Origin of the sequence: Neopararhizobium haloflavum (assembly GCF_002750855.1) — a bacterium.
GTDB classification, from domain to species: domain Bacteria; phylum Pseudomonadota; class Alphaproteobacteria; order Rhizobiales; family Rhizobiaceae; genus Georhizobium; species Georhizobium haloflavum.
In genome coordinates, this window is record NZ_NWUC01000006.1 from 1 (window position 1) to 15,489 (window position 15,489).

Genomic DNA, 15,489 nt, shown 5'->3' on the forward strand with positions numbered 1-15,489 from the left:
CATCGACAACCCGTTCGGCACGAGGTCGTCACCCATGTCTTAGGTACATTCTGTTACCCATGTCTCCGGGTCGTACCTGCATCTGAATGGCGGAGAGGGGGGGATTCGAACCCCCGATACGGTTGCCCGTATGCCGCATTTCGAGTGCGGTGCATTCAACCACTCTGCCACCTCTCCAGGCGCCATATGCACGGTGGTCACGTGCGGGCGCTGTCATAGCGAGCAGCGGCGCCGGGCACAAGGCCATCACGCTCGAATTTTCGTGATCGTGCTTGACTTCGGACCGGCCTTCCCGTATCCGCCACTGGTCTTCGGAATGGCCAAGTCCGTCCGGAGCACATGCGCATTGCCGACTGCCGGTTCAATTGCGCATTCTCGCCGGTCCGGCCTGTCGATGCAGCGCGATTTATGCCTCGCGGCGGTTCGGACCATGACCGACTGACAAAAAGACGGCTCCACGGCCAGCCTGGTCTGGAAGCCGGAACGAACATCGAAAGGCAAAAAATGTTCGCAGTCATCAAGACGGGCGGTAAGCAGTACCGCGTCGCAGCCGACGAGACGCTGACGGTCGAGAAGACCGCCGGTGAAGTCGGCGACATCATCGAATTCGCTGAAGTGCTGATGGTCGGCGAAGGCGCCGATGCCAAGATCGGCGCACCCTTCGTCGAGGGCGCGATGGTCACCGCAGAGGTCGTCGAGCACGGCCGCGCCCGCAAGGTCATCGCCTTCAAGAAGCGTCGTCGCCAGAACTCCAAGCGCATGCGCGGCCATCGCCAGCACCAGACGCTGGTCCGCATCTCGGAGATCCTGACGGACGGCAAGAAGCCTTCCAAGAAGGCTGCCGCCAAGACGGATGCCCCCGCAAAGCCGGCTAAGGCCGAAGCGCCGAAGGCGGAGGCCAAGACCGAACAGAGCGAGGCTCCTGCCACCCTGTTCAAGGCGCCGAAAGGCAAGGCCGACGACCTGACCGCGATCAAGGGCATCGGCCCGAAAGCCGCAGAGCAGCTGGGCGAACAGGGCATCACCACCTTCGCTCAGATCGCCAAGCTTACCGACAAGGACATCGCCAAGATCGACGAAGTCATGCCGTTCAGCGCTGCCCAGATCGAGGACTGGCGCGAACAGGCTAAGGCTCTCGCGAAGTAATCTCGGCGAAACAAGGATTTAAGGAGAACACCATGGCACACAAGAAAGCTGGCGGTTCCTCGCGCAACGGTCGTGATTCCGAATCCAAGCGCCTTGGCGTGAAGAAGTTCGGCGGACAGAGCGTCGTCTCGGGCAACATCCTCGTGCGCCAACGCGGCACGAAGTGGCATCCGGGCTCGGGCGTCGGGCTGGGCAAGGACCACACCATTTTTGCGATTACCGACGGCCATGTTTCGTTCCGCACGAAAGCCAATGGTCGTACCTACGTGTCCGTGATGCCAATCGCGGACGCAGCGGAGTAGCCGGCACCGCTCAAAAAATCAGCCGGCGTCTCATCGACCCGGCTGACTTTCAAGGTCCAGGCCACGTTCAAAGGGGAAGATGGGGCAATCCCATCTTCCCTTTTTCCTTTCGAACGGAGGACTGACCCATGTTGCTGGACTTGGAAGACGAATGTCGGAGCGATTCCTCGCCCGACGAAAGACGGCCGGACTGTCCGGTCTTGCTGACCGAGAGGCTGGTCTTGCGCCGGCCCCATCTCGACGACGCGGACGCCCTTGCCAATCTCGCCAACAATCTGCGCGTGGCCTCGATGGTTTCGCGTATGCCGCACCCTTATACGCACGCGGACGCCGAAGATTTCATTCGACGTGCCAAGACGGGCGGGATCGGCAAATGCGTCTACGCGGTGACCATCGCAGAAACCGGGGAATTCGTCGGTTGCGCCGGCATTGAACCACATGCGGACGAGGAAACGGTCGAGCTTGGCTACTGGATCGGGGAAGCGTTCTGGAACCGCGGCTATGCCACCGAAGCGGCCCACGCGGTGATCGACATGATCTTTCGTACGCGGGATGTCACCGCGATCGAGGCCCGATGCCGGGTCACCAACCCCGCCTCTCGGCGAGTGATCCAGAAGTCGGGTTTTCAGCATCAGGGCAACGGCATGGTTCCGTCCATGGCGCTGGGCGGTGCGCTGCCGGTGGAATGGTACCGCCTCGATCGCAAGACATGGCTGTCGCTGAGGAGCTGGGCTGCCATCAAGGAGCGGGGACGATGAAGGAGCACATGCAGAACGCCATGATCGTCACGCCCCGCCTCGTGCTGCGTGCGCCGGCCATGGACGACGCCGGCGCCATCGCCGCCGCATTGGGCGAGTTCGAGGTCGCACGCATGCTGGCGCGCGTGCCACAGCCTTACGATCTCACCGATGCACGCCAATGGCTGACATCGATCGCCGAGCAGCAGTCGGCTCCCTTCGAGCGCCATTTCGCGGTGACGCTCGAAGGAAGACTGGTCGGAATGATCGGACTGGAGAAGCGATCAGATCGACCTGAAATCGGTTACTGGCTGGAGAAGTCGTGCTGGGGCCGCGGCGTCATGAGCGAGGCGGTGGGCGCCGCTGTCACCTGGTTTTTCGACACAACGCCATTCGACACGCTGTTCGCTGGCGTCTTTGCCGACAATCCCGCATCTTTCAAGCTGCAGGAAAAACTCGGCTTTCAGGTGACCGGACGCTCCGACGTCTTCTCCGTCGGGCGCAACGCAATGGTTGCCCACATCGAGACCGCCCTGACGCGCGAAGCCTTCCGCCAGGCCGTGCCGCAGGCCGCGTGATCCGCAATCGTCGCCATCCAAGCCGCCCGGCACGGTACCAAAGGACCGTGCCGGGTTAGTGACGCCATGGGAACATCGCTCACGCGCCGCTGTTTCGTTGCTGTCAATCATCAAGGAGACGCAGCGATGAAAACGATTATGACGATCGCGGCCGCCGCCGCCTTCACCGTGCTATCCACCGGTTCGTCCTTGGCGCAATGTGCCGACGACCAATCCGCCGGCATCTCCAAGGACGGCACCACCGCGCCGCTGGAGGACGGTGTCGACAACTCCGCGACGACCGGCTCGACCAGCGGCGACGGCGTCACAAAGGACGGAAGCAGCGCGCCGCTCGAGACGGATGAGGACATTGCCATGTCCGACGACGACGTCCAGGCCCAGCAACAGGGTGAAGACACCGACATGGCTGAAGCTGATGCCATGGAAGAGGATTGCGTCGAGCCAAGCTGACGTCTGTTCGTTGTAATTCGCGCCAACGGCGCCATTCCGGTCGGCGGACTCCTTTGCCCGTCGACGATAATCTTTGACGCCGTAGGCTCCCGGCGATATCAGGGCGCACGGATGATTGCGATCGTCCGTGCGATGAACCGCGAGCGAACTGGCGCACCGATGAAATTTCTCGACCAGGCGAAAGTCTACATCCGCTCCGGCGAAGGCGGGGCCGGCAGCGTCTCCTTCCGGCGCGAAAAATATATCGAGTTCGGCGGGCCGGACGGCGGCGACGGCGGCCGCGGCGGCGACGTGTGGGTCGAAGCCGTCGAGGGCCTCAATACGCTGATCGACTACCGCTATCAGCAGCACTTCAAGGGCGAGACCGGCGGACACGGCATGGGCCGCAATCGCTCGGGCGCCAAAGGAAGCGACGCAACGCTCAAGGTACCCGTCGGAACGCAGATATTCGAAGAGGACAACGAGACGCTGATCTGCGACATGACTGTGGAAGGTCAGCGTTTTCGTCTTGCCGGCGGCGGCAACGGCGGTTTTGGCAACGCCCATTTCAAATCTTCCACGAACCAGGCTCCACGCCATGCCAATCCGGGTCTCGAAGGGGTGGAAAAGACGATCTGGCTACGCTTGAAGCTGATCGCCGACGCCGGTCTGCTGGGTCTGCCCAATGCGGGCAAGTCCACGTTCCTCGCCGCCGTCACGCGGGCCCGTCCGAAGATTGCCAACTATCCTTTCACCACTCTGCACCCCAATCTTGGCGTTGCGACCATCGATGGACGCGAATTCGTGATCGCCGACATCCCGGGATTGATCGAAGGCGCTCACGAAGGCACCGGCATTGGCGACCGCTTCCTCGGCCATGTCGAGCGCAACCGCGTGCTTCTCCACCTCGTCTCCGGCCAGGAGGAAGATGTCGCCAAAGCCTATCGCACCGTGATCGGTGAACTTGACGCCTATGGTCACGGCATCCGGGAGAAGCCGGAGATACTGGCGCTTTCGCAGATCGATACGCTTGACGACGAGGAGCGCGCCGAAAAATCCGCGGCTCTCGCAGCGGCGGCGGGACGCGAGCCCTATCTCATTTCGGCTGCGACCGGCGAAGGCATGACCCCGGTTCTGAGGGCGCTACGCGACGTCATCGTCGAAGCGACCGGCCAGCCGGCTGACAGCCGCGACTGAGGCCCCACCTCATGGAGTTGGAACGCAAACCTGTCGGCGCCTATCGACGGATTGTCGTCAAGATCGGCTCGGCGCTGCTCGTCGACCGGGCCAGCGGCCTCAGGCACGATTGGTTGACGGCGCTGTCCGAAGATATCGCCGCGCTCAGGGCAGCAGGCGCCGATGTTCTTGTCGTCTCCTCCGGCGCGATCGCGCTGGGGCGCTCGGTGCTCGATATGCCGAGCGGCCTTTTGAAGCTCGAAGGAAGCCAGGCGGCAGCGGCAGTGGGTCAGATCGCCCTTGCCCGTGCCTGGTCTTCTGCGCTGGCTGCCCACGACATCATTGCCGGCCAGGTCCTGCTGACGCTGGGCGACACCGAGGATCGGCGCCGCTATCTCAACGCCCGCGCCACCGTCTCCGAACTGCTCAAGCTCGGTGCCATTCCGATCGTCAACGAGAACGATACGGTGGCAACGACCGAGATCCGATACGGCGACAACGATCGACTTGCCGCGCGCGTCGCGACGATGATCGGCGCCGATCTTCTGATCCTGTTATCCGACATCGACGGTCTCTACTCCGCTTCGCCGAGTGTCGATCCCGAAGCGCGCCATATTCCCGTGGTCACAGCGATCACGCCGGAGATCGAAGCGATGGCCGGCGGCGCCGCCTCGGAACTTTCGCGCGGGGGCATGCGCACCAAGATCGATGCCGGCAGGATCGCAACCAACGCCGGATGCGCCATGATCATCGCTTCCGGCAAGGACGCCCACGCCCTTGCGCAAATCGACCGTGGCGCGCGGACAAGCTGGTTCGCACCCAACCCGACGCCGGTGACGGCACGCAAGACGTGGATTGCCGGACAACTGACACCGATGGGCACGCTGACCATCGACCGCGGAGCCGAACGCGCGCTGCGCATGGGCAAGAGCCTTCTGCCGGCCGGGGTTCGCGCCCTTACGGGAGATTTTGCCCGCGGCGATACGGTGGCCATTTGCACCGAGGAAGGCAACGAGATCGCCCGCGGGCTCGTTGCATATGACGCCGAGGAAGCAAACCGCATCGCCGGTTGCAAGACGGCCGAAATCGAAACGATCCTCGGCTATTCCGGTCGCGCCGCGATGGTTCATCGCGACGACCTGGTGTTGACAGCAGGGGCGCGACAGCCGATTGCATGAAGCGCAATTCGCGGAGCAAGACGATGCTGCACCAGGTTCAGACGAACGACAATGGCCTTGAGGGTCTGATGACTGCGCTCGGCACGCAGGCCCGGACGGCAAGCCGCCCGCTTGCGATCGCCTCCACTGACCAGAAGAACCGCGCGCTTGGCGCGATGGCCGATGCTCTCATCGCCGACATGGATGAAATCCTGGCCGCGAACACGGCCGATCTGGCCAAAGCCCGCGACAACGATCTTTCCCATTCCTTCATCGATCGGCTGGAGTTGGACGCCGACCGCGTTCACGCCATGGCCGAGGGCATCCGCGCCATCGCAGCGCTGGACGATCCTGTCGGCGCGGTCATCGCTGCATGGGAGCGGCCGAACGGTCTTGAGATCGAGCGGGTGCGCACTCCGCTCGGCGTTGTCGGCGTCATCTACGAAAGCCGGCCCAACGTGACTGCCGATGCTGGCGCTCTCTGCCTCAAGGCGGGCAACGCGGTGATCCTGCGCGGCGGCTCCGACAGCTTGAATTCTTCGCGCGCCATTCACGCCTGTCTCGTTCGCGGATTGAAGGCCGCGGGCCTTCCCGAACACGCGATTCAACTGGTGCCGACCGCAGATCGCGCCGCGGTGGGGTCCATGCTGGCGGGCCTTGCCGGCGCTATCGACGTGATCATCCCGCGCGGCGGCAAGAGCCTCGTTGCCCGCGTCCAGAACGAGGCACGGGTGCCGGTCTTCGCTCATCTCGAAGGGCTATGCCACCTTTACGTCGATGCGTCGGCCGATATCGAGATGGCAAAGACAATCGCGGTCAATGCCAAGATGCGTCGAACCGGAATCTGTGGCGCCGCCGAAACCCTTCTGGTCGATGGTGCGGCGGCAGCGACACATCTCATGCCGATCCTGACGGCACTGACGGAGGCCGGGTGCGAGATTCGGGCCTCGGCGGCGGTGCTGAAGGTTTTTCCAGGTTTCAAGCCCGCCAGCGACGAGGATTGGTCGACGGAATATCTCGACGCGGTCATTTCGGTTGCCCTGGTGGATGGCGTGGCCGGGGCGCTGGCTCATATCCAGCGTTACTCCTCGCATCACACGGAAGCTGTCATCGCCGAAGACCCCGCGGTGGTCGAACGGTTTTTCAACGAAGTTGATTCAGCAATCCTGTTGCACAACGCTTCGACCCAGTTCGCCGACGGCGGCGAGTTCGGCATGGGCGCCGAAATCGGCATCGCCACCGGCAAGATGCACGCCCGCGGTCCGATCGGCGTGGAACAGCTGACATCATTCAAGTATCGCGTGCGCGGTACCGGGCAGACCAGACCCTGACCGTGACGGTCGACAAGGCGATGCTTGCGCCTCGGCATGCGCACATGCCGCATGTCGAGGCCGGCATGCGTGTCGGGTTGTTCGGCGGGTCGTTCAATCCGCCGCATGCCGGTCATTCGCTCGTCGCTGAAATCGCCCTGCGCCGCCTGCATCTGCAGCAGATTTGGTGGATTGTCACACCGGGCAATCCGCTGAAATCACGGGGGGAACTGGCCAGTCTTCCTGAGCGCATCTCCGCAAGCGAAGCGCTCGTCACTGACCCGCGCATCAAGGTGACAGCCTTCGAGGCGACCCATGGCCTTCGCTACACGGCCGAGACGCTCGCGCTCGTCAAGGCGCGCAATCGCGACGTTCATTTCGTATGGGTCATGGGCGCCGACAATCTGGCGAACTTCCATCACTGGCAAAACTGGCAAATGATCGCACGCACGTTCCCCATTGCCGTCATAGATCGGCCCGGCGCAACGCTGTCCTACCTTTCTGCCAAGATGACCAAGACCTTCGCCCACGCGCGGATCGATGAAGAGGATGCATCCCGGCTGGCCCTGATGAAGCCTCCAGCATGGACCTTTATCCACGGTCCGCGCTCGTCCTTGTCGTCGACAGCCTTGCGCGCCGCGCCCGTCCCTATCCCGAAGAGGTAGCAACGGCCCAAAAAATACGCTGGTGACGGCAACTTCTTGTGTCTTGAAACCTTTAACGCGGCGAGACTATCATTACATCTGCTTCGACACCGATGTCGTCGAAAGCAACGACGCTGGTTCTTGATTGTTGGAAAGGGAAACGGTTCTGAGAACAGCACACGCGAAGGGAAATGCCGTCGGCACTTTTTCCTCAGCCACGGGAAGCGGCACTGATGCTGCCGACCGTGCGCTTCACCTGATCCTCGAATGCCTCGAGGACTCCAAGGCCGAAGATATCGTCACCATAGACATTGCCGGAAAGTCGGCGCTTGGCGACCACATGGTGGTGGTTTCCGGGCGATCGAACCGACATGTCTCGGCGATATGCGATCAGCTCATCCGTCAGATCAAAGATGCCGGTCTCGGCACGGCTCGTGTCGAAGGGCTGGCGACGGGCGATTGGGTGCTGATCGACACCGGCGATGTCATCGTGCACGTCTTCCGTCCCGAAATCCGCGAATTCTACAATCTGGAAAAGATGTGGATGACGCCGGAGCTCGGTGAAGAAACGCTGCACTGAGAAACGAGACGGCGGACGATCGGCCTGAAGGCCGGCTTGGCGCTTGCCCGCTGGTCGGCCGGATAGAGATGGTATGAGGATTACGCTGATCGCCGTCGGCAAGCTGAAGGCCGGCCCCGAGCGCGACCTTGCGGCGCGCTACATTGACCGGCTAGCGAAGTCGGGTCCCCCGCTCGGCTTTGAATTCCGGCGCGTCGTCGAATTGCCGGAGAGCCGCGCATCGTCATCACAGGCGCGAAAGGCGGACGAGGCAGACGCCATCCTGAAGGCGGTCCCGTCCGACGGAGCGCTCCTCGCCCTCGACGAGCGCGGTGAGACGCCTGACTCTGAACGCTTCGCCGACGATCTGGCAGCGATGCGTGATGGCGCGAAGCGCGATCTCGCCATCGTCATTGGCGGTGCCGACGGGCTGGATGACACGGTGCGGCAACGCGCCGACCGGGTCATTTCTTTCGGCCGCCTGACATGGCCGCACCAGATCGTGCGCATCCTTTTGGCCGAACAGCTTTATCGTGCGATCACGATCCTGTCCGGCCACCCCTATCACCGCAGTTGAACGACGACCCTCAGTGCGTGAAGTGAAGGGCCGCGACGTTGTCGGCGATCTTCGAGAACACCTTGGTCAGGTAGGACACATCGTTGACGACATAGTACTTGTCGGCATCGGTTGCGCAGCCGCTGTAAAGGTTGCGATTGTCGGCACTGTCGTCAGCCTTGAGCAGGATGGTGTAGATGTCCACCCGCCGATCCTTGAGGTAGGTGCAATTGGCCTTCATCCAAGCATTCACGTTGTTCCTCGCGCCGCCCGCATCCGTCTTCTGCATGCGGCCCGATGCGAGATATCCGTAGCTGCCATAGTCGGAACCGTTGGGCGTCTTCTTCGCACCGAAAATCTCGTTGACGCCGTCGGTGAGAAGGATGACCACCTTCTTGGTCGTCTGGCTGTCGAAGGCATCCCCGCCCTGATACGGTGATTCCGGCGAGAGCACGCGCGTGCCCCAGGCCAGGCCTTCGGCGGAATTAGTGCCGGAACCGTTCCAATGCCTCATGTCGGCCACGGCCTTGTGCAGCAGCGTGAAATCGTCGGTCAGCGGCACCACGGGGGTGGGGCAGGCCCGGTTCGGGCCGTTGGTCAACTGGCCGCTCTGGCCGATCCTGCTCGTATCGGCATTCTTGTATTTCGCCACGGACCGCTGCACGGGTCCATGCGCGTCCGGAAAATCGGCCTTTGTCTTTCCCGATTTGTCGTCGAGATAGTTGTTGTTCAACGAATTGCCGTCGTCGCCGCGCGTCAATGACTTGCGAGCGGGGTCGGAGGTTCGACTCTGGTCGAAATCCGGTTCGTCGGGGGCGAAATAGGGTACGAACAGCGTGTTTGGCTTCAGGTAGTCTGGTGCAGCGTCGACCGCAATGTCGCTTGGGCGCGCCTCGACACATCCCTTCCATTCCACCTTCAGCTGCTGATACAGCGCCAGATGATTGATCTTGCCGGACGCCGTCAGCAAGGCGCGGCTATCGCGCTTGCTATTGCTGTTGTCCGTGACAGGCACTCCCTCAGTTCCGAAATTCGCGCCATGAAAACGCGCCCGCGCCTCCTCGTCGATCCAAGACCAATCGAATTCGGCACCGCGAATGTTCACGGCCGTCACGTAGGGCACAAGGCCCATGCGGATGTTGCGCTGCGGGTTGTCCTCGGCGACCGTTTCGAGGATCCCGACCATCTCCTCGGCCGCCTCACGCAGAGCCTTGATCTTTTCTCCCGCCATCGAGCCCGTGTTGTCGAGCACCATGACCACTTCCAGCGCGTCGGTGGACTCGTATGCGCTTGCGCTGACCGATACGCGCCCCGACTGGCCGAAGGCATGCATGATCGTCAACGGAACGTCTGCCGACGCCTCGGCCTCGGTCGCAATGTAGTTCGCGCCAATATCGGCCTTGAAATCCGACTGGATATTCAGCAGGAAAGGGTCGCCGGAAGCCGACGCTGTCAGATAATCCGTGAAGAACAGCTCGCGCGACTCCGGAGCCTCCTGCAGCTTGGACGCCGCCATCAGCGAGGCATCGACGCTATTCTGCAGCGAGTTCTTCGCCGCCGACAGCCGCGATACGTCGAGCGCAACGCCCGCGCTCAACAGCACAACTGGAAGCGAAAGCGCGAAGAGAGCGGAAAAATTACCGTCTCTGGAATGGAAAAGCCCCCGCATATCTGCAACTCCCACAGGATAACATGCAGCAATGCTAGGCAAATCACCTTAAGACATGCTTTTCATAATGCGTAAAGTGGCGGACAGCCGGCATTCGGGCGCTGATTCATTGCATCTGGTTAACGGAGAGTGCGCGCATCGCCTCAAACTCGACATCGTTCACGGCTTAAGGTGCTTCGAGTGATCAAGGACATGGAAGACGTTTTGCGGCGGGCAGAGGCAACACGATCATATGCAGCGGCAGGGTGGCCCCCCGTGCGCTTGGCTTTGATGGCCCTCCTGCTGTTGTCAAGCGCCTCTGCCGTGCTGCATGCCCAGGAACCGTCCGCCGAAAAGGCCGCCAGGACCGATGCGTTGGCGGACCAGCGCGAACGCACAGCGTCGGAACTGGACGCGCTGACGGGCAAGATTGACGTGTCCAATGAGCGGTTGGCTGAACTTCAGGCGGAAGTGGATGGCCTGCGCAAGGATGAAGAGACGATCCGCGAAAATCTGATCGCCGCTGCCGAAGCGCAACAGACATTCACCCAGAGGATCGGCGAGATCGAGGATCGATACGCTGCCTTGCGCGCCGACGAAGCCGCCATCACTGCATCGCTGAGCGAGCGCCGCGGCGTTCTCTCCGAAGTTCTGGCGGCCCTGCAGCGCATGGGCCGCAATCCGCCGCCCGCCCTGCTTGTCAGTGCCAATGACGCGCTTGCCTCGGTGCGCAGTGCCATCCTGCTCGGCGCTGTCGTGCCGGAGATGCGGGCGGAAACCGAGATGCTCGTATCCGATCTTCAAAAGCTTGTCTCGATCCGCGACTCGATCGACGAGGAACGTGTCGCACTGCTCGATTTGCGCGAAGAGCAAGTGGAGGAAGAGCAACGCCTTGCCCTGCTCCTCGACGAAAAGCGCGCCCTGCAATCCAAGCGTGAAGAACAGCTGGAAGTGGAGCGCGAATCGGTCGCCAGGCTTGCCGAAAGGGCGATCGGTCTTCAGGATCTCATTGCTTCGCTGGAGACCGAGATCGAATCCGTGCGCGAGGCCGCCGAAGCGGCGGCGGAAGCAACACGTTTGCGTGAACGCCAGACTGAGGAGCAGATGGAGCGCGCGCGCGCCAGGGCGCGTGACGGCACGCTGGACATGGATCGGTTCGCTCCGGCCGTGCCGTTCGACGCGCTGCACGGGAGCCTAGAACTTCCAGTCACCGGCCAGATCGCGCGGCATTTCGGCGATGACGACGGCACGGGCCACCGCCTGCAGGGCGTCACGGTCGCCAGCCGGTCGGGTGCGGTGGTGCAGGCGCCGGCCGATGCCTGGGTGGTTTATTCCGGCCCGTTTCGAACCTATGGACAACTCTTGATCCTGAATGCCGGTGATGAATATCATATCGTGATGGCAGGTATGGACCGGATCGACGTGTCGCCGGGGCAATTCGTCGTCGCCGGTGAACCAGTCGCGGCGATGGGTGAAACGAGGTTGGCCGGCGCCGCCGCCTTGGCTCTGGCTTCGACGCAGCCGACGCTTTACATTGAGTTCAGAAAAGATAGCCAGCCGGTCGATCCGGCGCCCTGGTGGGCTCTTGAGACTTCGGGAAGGGTAAGCAATGATTCGTAAGATTTCACTCCTGTTCGCCGGAGCCCTCATGGGCGCCACAGCGCTCAGCACCGCCCAGCAATTCGGCACGTCCGCCGAAGCGGCAAACTCCGAGACCTATGAGCAACTGTCGATTTTCGGGGACGTATTCGAGCGCGTGCGCGCCCAGTATGTGACGCCGCCGGAAGAAAAGGAACTCATCGAGAGCGCCATCAATGGCATGCTCACCTCGCTCGATCCGCATTCCAGCTACCTGAACGCTGAAGACGCCAACGACATGCGCACCCAAACGCGGGGCGAATTCGGCGGCCTCGGCATCGAAGTCACGATGGAGGATGAACTCGTCAAGGTCATTACTCCGATCGAAGATACACCCGCCGCCCGCGCCGGCGTTCTTGCGGGCGACTTGATCTCCGAAATCGACGGGGAGTCGCTGCGTGGACTGACGCTTTCCGATGCCGTGGACCTGATGCGCGGTCCGGTGGACACGGAAGTGGAACTGACCGTGATCCGCGAAGGCGCCGACGCGCCGATGAAGATCAAGGTCACCCGAGACATCATCACCGTTCGGGCCGTGCGGCACAGCATAGAGGACGACGTTGGTTACCTGCGCGTGATTTCCTTCACCGAGAAGACCTACGACGACCTTGCCGCGGCAATCGAGGAGATCAAGGCTGAGGTGCCGGAGGATGAGCTCAAGGGCTATGTCCTCGACATGCGCCTCAATCCGGGCGGCCTGCTCGACCAGGCCATCAGCGTCACCGACGCTTTCCTGGATCGCGGCGAGATCGTGTCGACCCGCGGCCGCAACGAGGAGGAAAGCCGTCGCTTCAATTCGCGAGCAGGTGACCTGACAGGCAACAAGCCGCTGGTCGTCCTCGTCAATGGCGGCTCGGCTTCCGCATCTGAGATCGTCGCCGGCGCACTGCAGGACCACAAGCGCGCCACCGTGGTTGGCACGCGCTCCTTCGGCAAGGGCTCGGTCCAGACAATCATCCCGCTCGGCGAAAATGGCGCACTGCGGCTGACGACCGCGCTTTACTACACCCCTTCCGGCAAATCGATCCAGGGCACCGGCATTTCGCCGGACATCACCGTGGAGCAGCCGTTGCCGGAGGAGATGCGTGGGCGCGTCGAGGCGGCAGGCGAGTCTGAGTTGCGCGGCCACATCCAGGGTGAGAGCGAGACCGACGAAGGTTCGGGTTCGATCGCCTATGTGCCGCCGGAAAAGGAAGACGACATCCAGCTCAACTATGCGCTGGATCTGCTGCGCGGCGACAAGTCGGACCCGTCCTTCCCGCCCAATCCGGATCAGGCTGCCGTTAGCGACTGATCGGCAGACACCGGAAAGAGCATCAACCGCGCCGAGACATTGTCCGGCGCGGTTTTTCTTGCCGAATCACCCCGTGTCATGAGAGCGGTTCTATGTGGGCAGCGATCTCGACAGGCCATTGGGGCAAGACAGGAAAGCACCGCGCAGCCGGCCTCCCCGGCTCGGCGGGCGATCTGCTATAGGTTTGCTTGCCATCGTCGGTATCGTCGCCTTGGCCAGCCTTGCCGCGTTCCAGAGCGACGATCTCCGCCAGACAGCCGCCGTAACCGAACCTGACGTTCCAGCTGACCCGTTGCCCGCAGCCTATGAGCCTGCCGATGCCCATCAGGACGTGACGACTGGTGTCACGCCCCGCCCGTCAGGACGTTCGGGCGCCGATGTCACCACTGAAATGACGGGAGATGGCGAGTCCGTAACCATATTCCGGCCGGGCGCACGACAGGACGACGGCCCACAGATCCTCGACGGCGGAACCGTTGGCCAGGATCTGAGGTTCGCCCACCTGCCCGAACCCGTATTGTTGGAGGAAACCGCGCAAGGCGCACTGCCGCGGCGCAGCGACACAGATCGGCCGATCGACGCCTATGCCCGCAGCTGGTCGGGCGCGCGTGGCACGCGGATCGCGATCGTGGTCGGTGGCCTCGGCCTCAGTCAGACTGGCACACAATACGCGATCGAGACACTCCCGGAGGAGGTCACGCTCGGATTCGCCGCTGGGGGCAACAGTCTCCAGCGTTGGATGCAGGCCGCACGGCGCGGGGGGCACGAGATTGTGCTGCAGGTGCCCTTCGAACCGTTCAACGACCTGGCGGGAGCCGCGGCGGGAGAGACCCTGACGATCGCCGCCGGAGAAGAAGCCAACCTGGCCAGCCTGCACGCCGCCATGGCGCAACTGACCAACTACACCGGCATCATGAATCACCTCGGCGGCAAATTCCTTGCAGACGCCGGCGCGATCGAACCCATCATGCGCGATCTCGCTGACCGTGGGCTGCTGTTTCTCGACGATGGCACATCGGCCCAATCGAAGGCCGAACTGGTCGCGGGCGCTGTCGGCACGCCGTTCGCGGCGGCAGAACTGGTTATCGACATCAATCGCGATCGCGGCAGCATGCTGGAGCGCCTTGATGCCTTGGAGCGCGTTGCCGTGCGCAATGGGCAGGCGATCGGCGTTGCGTCCGCTTTCGATGAGAGCGTCGACACCATTGCTGCCTGGATCGAAGACGCCCGCAGCCGCAACATAGAAATCGTCGGCGTCGCCGCACTCGCCGACGATCCCGAACGTCAGCGATGAAGAGCGAGATCGAGCCTTGGCAGAATTGAAACCGGACGATCTTCCCTACCGGCGCTGCGTCGGTGTCATGGTGATCAATGCTGCCGGCCTGGTGTGGATGGGTCGACGGTTGCCCCTTGCCGATTCCGAGTATGATGGCTCGCCCAAACTATGGCAGATGCCGCAAGGCGGGATCGACGAAGGCGAAGAGCCATTGCCCGCAGCGCTGCGCGAACTATACGAAGAAACCGGCATGCGGTCGGTCTCGCTGATCGCCGAAGCACCGCGCTGGATCAAATACGATCTGCCGCGCGAACTCCTGGGCATTGGCCTCAAGGGTCGGTTTCGCGGGCAGACACAAAAGTGGTTTGCATTCCGCTTTGAGGGCCCGGATCAGGAAATCGCCATTGCCCCGCCGCCCGGCGGGCACGAGCAGGAATTCGATGCGTGGGCGTGGACACCGGTCGACCGATTGACGGATATGATCGTGCCGTTCAAACGCCAGGTCTATGAAGAGGTGGTCAGCGTCTTCCGCCCCTACGTCCATCCGGCGTAAAGGCGCATCAACGATGCTGTGATCGCGCGAACTCTGGTCGATCAGGCCGGAAGGATGGCACCCTGCAGCGTCGTCAGCTGGTTGAGATACTCGTCCAGCTTCATGACCTCTTCGTCGCCTGAAGCCTTCTCCCGATCGGCACGTGCCGCTTCGACGCGTCGCGCAAACTCGTCGCGGTCGAGGTCATTGACCGCGAAGGCAGCCTCGGCAAGCAGCGTGCAGCCCGTGGGCAGAATGTCGGCAAAACCGCCGAATACGACGAAGTCCTGCTTTTCGCCGGTCGACAGTTCGACTGATACGATGCCGGGACGAAGGGTCGTCATCACAGGCGCATGCTGCGGCAGGACCGTCATTTCGCCTTCAGAACCGGGAATGACGACGGAAACTGCCTCGGCGGAAACCAGCAGGCGCTCCGGCGATACGAGTTCAAAGTTGAAGGTGTCAGCCATGTCGGGTCACTCTGTCGGCGATACGGGGGAATGCCGG

Annotated in this window: 17 protein-coding genes and 1 tRNA gene; 15 read left to right on the plus strand and 3 right to left on the minus strand. The window is 62.5% G+C overall.

All coding sequences use genetic code 11. The annotated features are described in order from the left end of the window. Window positions 1-87 precede the first annotated feature (87 nt). A tRNA-Ser gene (locus CN673_RS13460) sits at window positions 88-177 on the minus strand. A gap of 327 nt (window positions 178-504) precedes the next feature. Between CN673_RS13460 and CN673_RS13465 the strand changes: the two genes are divergently transcribed. From CN673_RS13465 to rlmH, 11 genes are all read left to right on the plus strand, one after another. Further along, window positions 505-1,146 carry a 50S ribosomal protein L21 gene (locus CN673_RS13465; protein ID WP_099867163.1) on the plus strand — a complete coding sequence of 214 codons (642 nt, stop codon included), beginning with the start codon at window positions 505-507 and terminating at the stop codon, window positions 1,144-1,146. 32 nt (window positions 1,147-1,178) lie between these two features. After that, window positions 1,179-1,448, plus strand: coding sequence for a 50S ribosomal protein L27 (gene rpmA / locus CN673_RS13470; protein WP_099866911.1), 270 nt, complete (start codon window positions 1,179-1,181; stop codon window positions 1,446-1,448). A gap of 128 nt (window positions 1,449-1,576) precedes the next feature. Next, window positions 1,577-2,206, plus strand: coding sequence for a GNAT family N-acetyltransferase (locus CN673_RS13475; protein WP_099866912.1), 630 nt, complete (start codon window positions 1,577-1,579; stop codon window positions 2,204-2,206). Then, entirely contained in the window at window positions 2,203-2,763 is a 561-nt protein-coding gene (locus tag CN673_RS13480; protein ID WP_157928898.1) for a GNAT family N-acetyltransferase, read from the plus strand. Before CN673_RS13475 ends, CN673_RS13480 begins: the two co-directional genes overlap by 4 nt. Before the next feature lie 126 nt (window positions 2,764-2,889). Continuing rightward, window positions 2,890-3,213 (plus strand): hypothetical protein, encoded by a 324-nt coding sequence (locus tag CN673_RS13485; protein WP_099866914.1) that lies wholly within the window; start codon window positions 2,890-2,892, stop codon window positions 3,211-3,213. A 159-nt stretch (window positions 3,214-3,372) separates the two neighbouring features. Then, window positions 3,373-4,389 (plus strand): GTPase ObgE, encoded by a 1,017-nt coding sequence (obgE, locus tag CN673_RS13490; protein ID WP_099867164.1) that lies wholly within the window; start codon window positions 3,373-3,375, stop codon window positions 4,387-4,389. A gap of 11 nt (window positions 4,390-4,400) precedes the next feature. Next, a complete protein-coding gene (gene proB / locus CN673_RS13495) occupies window positions 4,401-5,546 on the plus strand; it encodes a glutamate 5-kinase (RefSeq protein ID WP_099866915.1) in 1,146 nt (381 codons plus the stop codon). A 23-nt stretch (window positions 5,547-5,569) separates the two neighbouring features. Beyond that, window positions 5,570-6,856: a glutamate-5-semialdehyde dehydrogenase gene (locus CN673_RS13500; protein WP_099867165.1), complete on the plus strand. Its 1,287-nt coding sequence runs from the start codon at window positions 5,570-5,572 to the stop codon at window positions 6,854-6,856. A 20-nt stretch (window positions 6,857-6,876) separates the two neighbouring features. Beyond that, window positions 6,877-7,500 carry a nicotinate-nucleotide adenylyltransferase gene (locus CN673_RS13505; RefSeq protein WP_370853055.1) on the plus strand — a complete coding sequence of 208 codons (624 nt, stop codon included), beginning with the start codon at window positions 6,877-6,879 and terminating at the stop codon, window positions 7,498-7,500. 127 nt (window positions 7,501-7,627) lie between these two features. After that, the gene (gene rsfS, locus CN673_RS13510) at window positions 7,628-8,059 is read left to right on the plus strand and encodes a ribosome silencing factor (protein ID WP_370853044.1); all 432 of its coding nucleotides are present in this window, start codon (window positions 7,628-7,630) and stop codon (window positions 8,057-8,059) included. A gap of 73 nt (window positions 8,060-8,132) precedes the next feature. Next, complete coding sequence (gene rlmH, locus CN673_RS13515; protein WP_099866916.1) at window positions 8,133-8,615, plus strand: 23S rRNA (pseudouridine(1915)-N(3))-methyltransferase RlmH; 483 nt, start codon at window positions 8,133-8,135, stop codon at window positions 8,613-8,615. A 10-nt stretch (window positions 8,616-8,625) separates the two neighbouring features. Here the strand turns inward: rlmH and CN673_RS13520 are convergent, their stop codons facing one another. Further along, complete coding sequence (locus CN673_RS13520; protein ID WP_099866917.1) at window positions 8,626-10,263, minus strand: pilus assembly protein; 1,638 nt, start codon at window positions 10,261-10,263, stop codon at window positions 8,626-8,628. Window positions 10,264-10,518: 255 nt separating this feature from the next. Between CN673_RS13520 and CN673_RS13525 the strand changes: the two genes are divergently transcribed. The 4 genes from CN673_RS13525 (at window position 10,519) to CN673_RS13540 (ending at window position 15,003) form a co-directional block, all read left to right on the plus strand. Further along, window positions 10,519-11,862 (plus strand): murein hydrolase activator EnvC family protein, encoded by a 1,344-nt coding sequence (locus CN673_RS13525; protein ID WP_245409909.1) that lies wholly within the window; start codon window positions 10,519-10,521, stop codon window positions 11,860-11,862. Next, entirely contained in the window at window positions 11,852-13,174 is a 1,323-nt protein-coding gene (locus CN673_RS13530; protein WP_099866918.1) for a S41 family peptidase, read from the plus strand. The genes CN673_RS13525 and CN673_RS13530 overlap by 11 nt, the downstream gene beginning before the upstream one ends. Window positions 13,175-13,268: 94 nt before the next feature. Next, complete coding sequence (locus tag CN673_RS13535) at window positions 13,269-14,468, plus strand: divergent polysaccharide deacetylase family protein (RefSeq protein WP_099866919.1); 1,200 nt, start codon at window positions 13,269-13,271, stop codon at window positions 14,466-14,468. 16 nt (window positions 14,469-14,484) lie between these two features. Continuing rightward, complete coding sequence (locus CN673_RS13540; RefSeq protein WP_280951184.1) at window positions 14,485-15,003, plus strand: RNA pyrophosphohydrolase; 519 nt, start codon at window positions 14,485-14,487, stop codon at window positions 15,001-15,003. Between the two features lie 41 nt (window positions 15,004-15,044). On the opposite strand, the gene CN673_RS13545 is transcribed toward CN673_RS13540, so the two are convergent. Beyond that, window positions 15,045-15,452 carry a F0F1 ATP synthase subunit epsilon gene (locus CN673_RS13545; protein WP_099866920.1) on the minus strand — a complete coding sequence of 136 codons (408 nt, stop codon included), beginning with the start codon at window positions 15,450-15,452 and terminating at the stop codon, window positions 15,045-15,047. Window positions 15,453-15,489 lie beyond the last annotated feature (37 nt).

Coding starts and splice junctions, on each gene's coding strand:
- CN673_RS13465 (WP_099867163.1), top strand. CDS start 505: ATGTTCGCAGTCATCAAGACGGGCGGTAAGCAGTACCGCGTCGCAGCC.
- rpmA (WP_099866911.1), top strand. CDS start 1,179: ATGGCACACAAGAAAGCTGGCGGTTCCTCGCGCAACGGTCGTGATTCC.
- CN673_RS13475 (WP_099866912.1), top strand. CDS start 1,577: ATGTTGCTGGACTTGGAAGACGAATGTCGGAGCGATTCCTCGCCCGAC.
- CN673_RS13480 (WP_157928898.1), top strand. CDS start 2,203: ATGAAGGAGCACATGCAGAACGCCATGATCGTCACGCCCCGCCTCGTG.
- CN673_RS13485 (WP_099866914.1), top strand. CDS start 2,890: ATGAAAACGATTATGACGATCGCGGCCGCCGCCGCCTTCACCGTGCTA.
- obgE (WP_099867164.1), top strand. CDS start 3,373: ATGAAATTTCTCGACCAGGCGAAAGTCTACATCCGCTCCGGCGAAGGC.
- proB (WP_099866915.1), top strand. CDS start 4,401: ATGGAGTTGGAACGCAAACCTGTCGGCGCCTATCGACGGATTGTCGTC.
- CN673_RS13500 (WP_099867165.1), top strand. CDS start 5,570: ATGCTGCACCAGGTTCAGACGAACGACAATGGCCTTGAGGGTCTGATG.
- CN673_RS13505 (WP_370853055.1), top strand. CDS start 6,877: ATGCTTGCGCCTCGGCATGCGCACATGCCGCATGTCGAGGCCGGCATG.
- rlmH (WP_099866916.1), top strand. CDS start 8,133: ATGAGGATTACGCTGATCGCCGTCGGCAAGCTGAAGGCCGGCCCCGAG.
- CN673_RS13520 (WP_099866917.1), bottom strand. CDS start 10,263: ATGCGGGGGCTTTTCCATTCCAGAGACGGTAATTTTTCCGCTCTCTTC.
- CN673_RS13530 (WP_099866918.1), top strand. CDS start 11,852: ATGATTCGTAAGATTTCACTCCTGTTCGCCGGAGCCCTCATGGGCGCC.
- CN673_RS13545 (WP_099866920.1), bottom strand. CDS start 15,452: ATGGCTGACACCTTCAACTTTGAACTCGTATCGCCGGAGCGCCTGCTG.